This is a genomic window from Streptococcus sp. 400_SSPC (assembly GCF_001072745.1).
GTDB classification, from domain to species: Bacteria; Bacillota; Bacilli; order Lactobacillales; family Streptococcaceae; genus Streptococcus; species Streptococcus xiaochunlingii.
The window spans coordinates 1-7,546 of sequence record NZ_JVIQ01000060.1 but is presented as its reverse complement, the minus strand read 5'-3'; the positions used below and the strand labels follow the sequence as shown (position 1 = coordinate 7,546).

Annotated in this window: 7 protein-coding genes; 5 read left to right on the top strand and 2 right to left on the bottom strand. The window is 42.8% G+C overall.

Annotated features, from left to right (window positions below):
• The first annotated feature begins 302 nt into the window (after positions 1-302).
• Together ADH49_RS07870 and ADH49_RS07865 are read left to right on the top strand one after the other, a co-directional pair.
• Entirely contained in the window at positions 303-689 is a 387-nt protein-coding gene (locus ADH49_RS07870) for a VOC family protein (RefSeq protein ID WP_023022851.1), read from the top strand.
• A 209-nt stretch (positions 690-898) separates the two neighbouring features.
• On the top strand, positions 899-2,269 hold the full coding sequence (locus ADH49_RS07865) for a polysaccharide deacetylase family protein (RefSeq protein ID WP_229099977.1): 1,371 nt from the start codon (positions 899-901) through the stop codon (positions 2,267-2,269).
• A gap of 309 nt (positions 2,270-2,578) precedes the next feature.
• Here the strand turns inward: ADH49_RS07865 and ADH49_RS07860 are convergent, their stop codons facing one another.
• On the bottom strand, positions 2,579-3,667 hold the full coding sequence (locus ADH49_RS07860) for a DEAD/DEAH box helicase (RefSeq protein WP_048691389.1): 1,089 nt from the start codon (positions 3,665-3,667) through the stop codon (positions 2,579-2,581).
• Between the two features lies 1 nt (position 3,668).
• Positions 3,669-4,646 (bottom strand): Gfo/Idh/MocA family protein, encoded by a 978-nt coding sequence (locus tag ADH49_RS07855; protein ID WP_048691387.1) that lies wholly within the window; start codon positions 4,644-4,646, stop codon positions 3,669-3,671.
• Positions 4,647-4,853: 207 nt separating this feature from the next.
• On the opposite strand from ADH49_RS07855, the gene udk reads away from it, so the two are divergent.
• The 3 genes from udk (at position 4,854) to ADH49_RS09820 (ending at position 7,507) form a co-directional block, all read left to right on the top strand.
• The gene (gene udk, locus ADH49_RS07850; protein WP_048691384.1) at positions 4,854-5,489 is read left to right on the top strand and encodes a uridine kinase; all 636 of its coding nucleotides are present in this window, start codon (positions 4,854-4,856) and stop codon (positions 5,487-5,489) included.
• Between the two features lie 66 nt (positions 5,490-5,555).
• Entirely contained in the window at positions 5,556-6,227 is a 672-nt protein-coding gene (locus ADH49_RS07845) for a YoaK family protein (RefSeq protein ID WP_048691382.1), read from the top strand.
• 150 nt (positions 6,228-6,377) lie between these two features.
• Positions 6,378-7,507 (top strand): IS3 family transposase gene (locus ADH49_RS09820; RefSeq protein ID WP_239665194.1). Its coding sequence is split into 2 segments (ribosomal slippage): positions 6,378-6,642 and positions 6,642-7,507, totalling 1,131 coding nucleotides; the frame shifts between segments, so codons are not numbered across the junction.
• Positions 7,508-7,546 lie beyond the last annotated feature (39 nt).

Sequence of the window (7,546 nt, the reverse complement as noted above, 5' to 3'; positions counted from 1 at the left end):
GACGTCAGCGAACTTCTACGAAGTTCCATGACTTAGTTTTGAACCTAAGGTTTCAAAACTCCCTTGTGCTTGAAACATAACTGTTTCAAGCACTTTTCTCACGGCGGAAAGTTTCAGAACCTACATGGATGGCGCTCATAATAAGGAGTTGTTCTTATTTTTTAGAATAACTTGGCTTATTTTATATAACATAAGTTTTTCGATAATTTAGGCTGAGGAATCCTCAGCTTTTTCATCTATTTCAAATAATCGCTATTTTTTCCTGACTAGTGTATAATAGTAAAAAAAGAAAGAGGTGTCGTATGGCTTCAAAAATGTTACACACTTGTTTGCGAGTGGAGAATTTAGAAAAATCAATTGCTTTTTATGCAGATGCGTTTGGCTTTAAGGAATTGCGTCGCAAAGATTTTCCTGAATACAAATTTACGATTGTTTATCTTGGTTTAGAAGGGGATGACTATGAGTTGGAATTAACTTACAACTATGATCATGGTCCTTACGTCATTGGAGATGGCTTTGCCCATGTTGCCTTGAGTACGCCAGACCTTGAAGCCCTTCATGCGGAGCATAAGGAAAAAGGTTACCAAGTAACAGATCCTAAAGGCTTGCCAGGAACTCTTCCAAACTATTACTTTATTGTGGACCCAGATGGCTACAAAGTCGAAGTGATTCGTGAAAAGTCCTTATAATCAGCATCATATAACTTGTGACAAAGAGCAGATGTGACCACATCTGTTCTTTTTTTCTGCTTGAAAGTTGCCGGTTCAAAGTGACAGGAGATAGGACTGAGCTACTTTAATTTCCCTATCATATTTTAGGTTTTATTTTCTAGATTCTAGAGTTTTCTACTGTTTTTTGGTGATAAAATTGCTATAATAAGAGTATGAAGAAATCCTACTTGAAAATACTTATTCTCATCCTCCTCAACCTCCTTTTTATCGGAGGGATTTATCTTGCTTATCAGAAGATTGAGGAAGCACGCGCTATCAAAAATTATAATCAACAGTTTTCCAAAGCAATCCAGGAAGAAGAAGCAGTTGAAAAAGACAAAGATACCATTCTTCAAAAAGGAATGGTCGGTCAATCTTATGTTGCTGCCTACTACCCGAAAAATAACGAAGAACCTATCGCAGTGGTCAAAGAGAGAATTTTGGCTGACGTAGGCTCTCTTCCCCAAGAAGAGAAGAAGAATCAGCAAGCAAAAGAGCTATTGTTCTATCATACCGAACGCTCAGAGGACCCATTTGTCGGGGTTCACCCTTATCAGGTGAAGAAGACCCAGTACAAGTGGAAAAACGGTAAGTTCATCAAAGATGGGATTGACAAACTTCCCCTCCTTTATCTAACGGATGAGGGGACGGTCTTCCAATTCTCCCAATTGTTTACGGATGCTGATTTAGCCAAAGAAACCCTCTTAACAGAGTTGCGCTCTCAGCTGGTCTTCCTACAGTTAGGGGAAGATCGAATTGAAGAGCTGATGCAAGCTGTCTCAGCAAGTGATATAGCAAGTTGGCAGTTCACCTACAATCAAGGGGTTCTTTCTATCACACTTCCAGTTACTATTGAGGGCATGGAAACCTTCGATATGCCCCTTTCGAAGCTCTATGATGTGATTGATTCTGCTCGCCTGAATCCTGGAGATCGTGAAGCTTATGAGGCCTACCAAACCCAACGTCACGCTAAGATGGTTGCCTTGACTTTTGATGATGGTCCAGATCCAACGACGACTCCTCAAGCCCTGGATATCCTTAACAAGTACCATGTTAAAGCAACTTTCTTTATGCTTGGGAAGAATGTCTCAGCCTATCCTGAAGTGGCTAAACGGGTCCGTCAGGAAGGACATGAAATCGGGATCCATACTTGGAACCATCCTGTCTTAACTAAGTTGCCTTTGGAGTCAGCTCAAAAAGAAATCATGGATACCAAAGAAGTGATTCAAAAGGTGACTGGAGTGCAAACGAAGATTACTCGTCCTCCTTATGGTTCGATTAATAGTGCCATTCAATATGCAGTGGATCAAGCCTTTATCATGTGGGATGTGGATACCTTGGATTGGAAGAGTCATAACACCGAAGCAATCTTAGCAGAGGTGAAAAAACAAGTCAAACCAGGATCAATTATCCTGATGCATGATATTCACCAAACTTCTATTAATGCTCTCCCAGCTGTGATCCAATACCTTCAATCGCAAGGCTACACCATTGTGACGGTTGATGAACTCTTAAACCACCAAGTGGAAACTCATCGCCTTTATTACAATCGTAATTAAAAAAATCGTTCGTAATGTTACGAACGACTCAGATTGAAGATAAAGTAATTTTAAAAACTTTCCTTAGGTGAGTACGGACGTCAGCGAACTTCGTAGAAGTTCCATGACTAATTATTGAGCCTAAGGTCTCAATAATTCCGAGTGCCTGAAACGATTGTGTTTCAGGCACTTTTCTCACGGCGGAAAGTTTTTTTCATATTCTTAAATGACTAAAAATATAAGTTGTTTTTTGAAAATTATCCAGCTGTTTTATGTAAAACAATAGTTTGTCTACATTAAAAATCGTTCGTAATGTTACGAACGATTTTCTTATTCTTCCCCTATATAGAGTTGAGCTCCCTTAAGGATCAAAGGACGAACAGGGGTTAATTTTTTCAAGCTTTTTAATTCTTCTGGATGGCTGACCAAGGTGATGACATAGCCTTCTTTGCCCATGCGTCCGGTACGCCCAGATCGGTGGATGTAGGTTTCGGCATCTCTTGGAGCTTCATAGTTGACGACACATTCTAGTGAGTCGATATCGATTCCCCGCGCTACCAAATCTGTTGCCAGAAGGAGTGTCAGCTGATGATCCTTAAAGCGTTCCAGAATGACTTTCCGGAATTTGACGTTGACGTCACTAGCAAGTGAGACAGCGCTAACTTCTCGGTACTGGAGTTTTTCTTCAGCGCTCCCCAGGTCGGACAAGCTATTGAAGAAAACGAGGCCACGAAAGTCTTCGACATTGGATAGTTTTCTGAGGAGTTCGACCTTTTCTCGCTTGTCCACCTTCATATAGAAGTGCTGGATATTGTCCAAGTTTTGCTCTTCTACCTGAATGGTCAGGGTATTGGGCTCGATTTGCTCTGCATCAAACTTAGTCGTTGCACTCATATAGATAAATTGATGATCTCGCGGCGCGTAGTGGCAAATCTTGTCGACAAAGTGATACTGAGAGTCGCTGAAAAGTTGGTCAAATTCATCCAGGATGATGGTATTGACATTCATCATCTTGATTTTCTTGAGCTTGATCAATTCAAAAATACGGCCTGGAGTTCCGATGAGAATTTCGGGTCCTTTTTTGAGGCGTTCGATTTGCCGTTTTTGACTAGAGCCAGAAAGGAAAAGTTGGGCACTGAGTCCAAGAGGCTCTGCCCATTGTTTAGTGACATCAAAGATTTGTCCGGCCAATTCTGTATTGGGGGAGAGAATCAGCAATTGTTGCGCTTTTTTAGGTTTTAGCTTGAGAAGACTAGGGAAGAGATAGGCCAGAGTCTTCCCGGTACCTGTCGGGCTGACCCCAAGCACATTCTCCCCTTGGGTGATCGGCTCAAAGAGGCGTTCTTGGATTTCAGTGAGTTGCTCAAAGCCGAGGGTTTTGAGTTGCTCTTGCCAGAGCGGTGGGAATGCTAGTGTCATATTAGTTTTCGTCCTTAAAGTGTATTCCAGCATCTTGGCGCATAGCATAGAGGGCTTGATGGACCATCTGTCCAGTTTGGAGCCAAGTCTGGTAAAGTATCTGGTCGCCCTCTGTCATCATACTAGCAAAGGCCTGAGCTTCTTCTAGCATGTTATGAGGAGCAGGAGTGATTAGAAGCTGGTAGCTGTTTCCAGAATGGTCTTGAAAAACAGCCTCGTTAACGGCTTCAATGCCACTCAGAAAGAGGGTGCCATCTGTTGTGTAGATTTCAGCAGGAAGATTGCTGGTCACATCCTTGCCGGCTTGAATGCCGATGACAAAGTCAGAATAAACCAAGCTACCATGTCCGTTCAAATCGATTGAATTAGGCAATTGCCGCGCCTGATAGGTTACTGATTCAGGTTGACCGAAGAGGCCGATTGCAAAGTAGAGGGGATAGACACCCAGATCCATAAGGGCTCCGCCAGCAAACTGGTCAGAGAAAATATTAGGTGTAGCCCCTTTCAGGAGTTCGGGCATTTTAGAGGAGTATTTGGCATAGGTCATGTGACCACCCAAGATGGTCTTGTCTTTGAGAAAGTCTTGGATGGTCGCAAAGGCTTTTTCATGATAGTTGCGAGCTGCTTCAAAGAGATAGACCTGGTGCTCCTTTGCCAATTTGACCAACTCTTCCCATTCCTTGGGAGTGGTGACGGCTGGTTTTTCAAGGATGACATGTTTCTTAGCTAGGAGGGCTAATTTGGCCTGGGGATAGTGGAGTGAATTGGGACTAGCAATGTAGATGACATCTAGGTCACTATCTAAAAAGGCAATCAGATCATCATAGAGGGCCACTTGTCCATAGGGTTGGGCGAAGCTACTAGCCTTCTCTAAGGTCCGCGAATAGACCGCCCTTAACTCATAGTGCCCTGTTTCTTTAGTTGCGGCCAGGAAGGAATGGGAGATGGCACTGGTGCCGATGATACCAAGTTTCAGCATGGCAGCTCCTTTCAATCAGGTATTTACTGGTTTCATTATATCATGTTTCACCCTAAAAAGATGGAATGGGCCTTTCGAACTGGGACGGAAGGGGAAAGGAGCTCCTTCTTTGATTTTGGATGAAAGCCATAGAAAAATGGTTCAAGTCGTGGTCAAGTGACCGCTTTTGTGATAGAATAAATAGGATTATAGAAAATGGAGAAGAAGATGCGAAACAGACCAATTATTATCGGTGTAACAGGTGGTTCTGGTGGGGGGAAAACCAGTGTTTCTCGAGCTATTTTGTCCCACTTTCCAGATGAAAAGATTGCTATGATTGAGCACGATTCTTATTACAAGGATCAAAGCCATTTAACCTTTGAAGAGCGGATTCAGACCAACTATGACCATCCTTTTGCCTTTGATACAGACCTCATGATCGAGCAAATCAATGAGTTGTTGGCTGGACGTCCGGTTGATATTCCAACATATGACTATGCAGCGCATACGCGTAGTGCTAAGACTTATCGCCAGGAGCCTCAGGATGTCTTTATCGTTGAGGGGATTTTGGTCTTGGAGGACAAGCGTCTTCGTGACTTGATGGATATCAAGATTTTCGTTGATACCGATGATGATGTGCGGATCATTCGCCGGATCAAGCGAGATATGGAAGAACGCGGTCGGAGTTTGGACAGCGTCATTGAGCAGTACTTGGGAGTGGTGAAGCCGATGTACCATCAGTTTATCGAGCCAACCAAGCGCTATGCGGATGTCATCATTCCAGAAGGCGTGACCAATACCGTAGCCATTGATTTGATTACGACCAAGATTGAGAAGATTTTGAGCGAATCACGTGAAGGATAAGATAACAAGTGAGAGAGGTTAGGAAGTAATGTCCCAGCCTCTTTTCCATGACAAATAGGGAGAAATATGAAAAAGTTAAGAAGGGAGTTTCACTCCAGAAGTAAGGCCTTTGCCTGCCTGCTGACTATGTGTGCGGGTTTTTCAGATGCCTACACCTTTATCGAAAGAGGAGGGACCTTGGCGGCTGGCCAAACGGGAAACGTGGTCTTTCTATCCGTTGGGTTAATCGGCCATGAAATATCTGATGTGGAGGTCAAACTAGCCACCATGTTAGCCTTTATGATCGGGATTTTTTTGATGACCGTCTTTCAGCGCTTCTTTAGTCATTCGGTTTGGCGGCTTAGTACCTTGGTGCCCTTGGTTTTGACGACCTTGGTGGCTGGCTTTCTGCCAAAAGAAGTGCCCAATGTTCTGATCGTGCCTTTCTTTGGATTGAGCTTGGGGATTGTAGCCATTTCCTTTGGAGAAGTCGATGGCTATGCTTACAACCATTCCTTTATGACAGGGAATCTCAAGAAGACCATGGTCGCTTACGGGAATTTTGTGCGGGATCGCAAGATGGAGTTTTTCTGGGAATCCCTCTTTATGACCTCCTTGATTGGGAGTTTTGTCGGAGGGGCTATCCTATCCACCTTCCTCATCCAATATTATGGACTTCGGACCATTTGGTTTGTTTCCCTTGTTCTGACCCTCTTTCTGACATATCGGGCGATTCAATATGTTCGGAGAGATGCTTAGATGAATTTATACAAAGTCAAGGACCTTGCTCCCTGGCTTTTTTATTGAGAACATTTGCTTGGTACTTCTGATGGCACTGCACCCATAAAATGAGACACAAGAAAACACTCCTGTTGAAATCTGGTAAACTAGAAACAGGAGTGTTTTGTTATGGTCAAAAAAGCATATTCGGTAGAAACTAAGCTAGCCTGTATCGAAATGAAGAAGGCGGGTAAATCAAATAAGGTTATCATGGATACCCTCGGTATCAAAAATGCTAGTCAGGTCAAGACCTGGTGGCGTTGGTATCAGAATGATGAATTGTACCGTTTCCACCAACCTGTGGGGAAACAATATACTTATGGTAAAGGAATGAAACAATTATCTGAAGTCGAACAGTTACGTTTGCAGGTGGAATTACTAAAAAAGTATCAGAGCTTGGTAAGAAAATCGACAAAGTAAGTCTTATCAAGCTAGCAGAAGAGTATAAGAAAACGTGCCCTGTATCTATTATTTTAGAGTGTTTCGGAGTCAAACGCTCCACCTTTTATCGCTGGAAACAGGAGTGTAAGAATTCTCAGAAAAGAGACGAAATAGCAGATAAAATCGAACAACTCTGTATGGCAAATCGCTTTATTTACGGCTATCGAACCATCACTCGCTTACTAAAGAAAGTTTATAACCTCGTCGTTAATCGCAAGAAGGTCTATCGTATCATGAAGGAAAAGGGCTGCCTTTGCCGTGTCCGTCCCAAGAAGGGACCTAAATTAGGGAAGCCTTACCATGTGACAGACAATAAGCTGGATCGTGATTTTCAGGCAGACAAGCCTATGGAGAAGCTTGTCACAGACATCACCTACCTCTACTTTGGAAACTGTAGACTTTATCTATCTTCGATCATGGATCTCTATAATCGAGAAATTGTAGCTTATAGCATCTCCGAGTGTCAAGATACGGACTTTGTACTCGACACACTTCATCAACTTGAGCTACCTCAAGGAGCACTTTTACACAGCGACCAGGGATCTGTTTATACCTCAAAAGCCTACTATCAGGCTTGTACAGAAAAAGGCATCACCCGCTCCATGTCCCGAAAAGGAACACCAGCAGATAATGCCTGTATCGAATGGTTTCATTCCATCCTAAAGTCTGAAACCTTCTATCTCCATAAGTGGAGAAACCTAACTAAAGATAGTATAACAGATATTGTTAAAAATTACATCATATTTTATAATGAAACTAGAATTCAACAGAGATTAAATGACCAGTCTCCTGTAGAGTACAGAAAACTGGTCGCATAAGAGGTTTTTTCTCTTGTCCCATTATTGGGGTGCAGTGCC

Excerpts from the sequence above, each read along its gene's own strand:
- ADH49_RS07870 (WP_023022851.1), top strand. The coding sequence starts at position 303 with ATGGCTTCAAAAATGTTACACACTTGTTTGCGAGTGGAGAATTTAGAA.
- ADH49_RS07860 (WP_048691389.1), bottom strand. The coding sequence starts at position 3,667 with ATGACACTAGCATTCCCACCGCTCTGGCAAGAGCAACTCAAAACCCTC.
- ADH49_RS07855 (WP_048691387.1), bottom strand. The coding sequence starts at position 4,646 with ATGCTGAAACTTGGTATCATCGGCACCAGTGCCATCTCCCATTCCTTC.
- udk (WP_048691384.1), top strand. The coding sequence starts at position 4,854 with ATGCGAAACAGACCAATTATTATCGGTGTAACAGGTGGTTCTGGTGGG.
- ADH49_RS07845 (WP_048691382.1), top strand. The coding sequence starts at position 5,556 with ATGAAAAAGTTAAGAAGGGAGTTTCACTCCAGAAGTAAGGCCTTTGCC.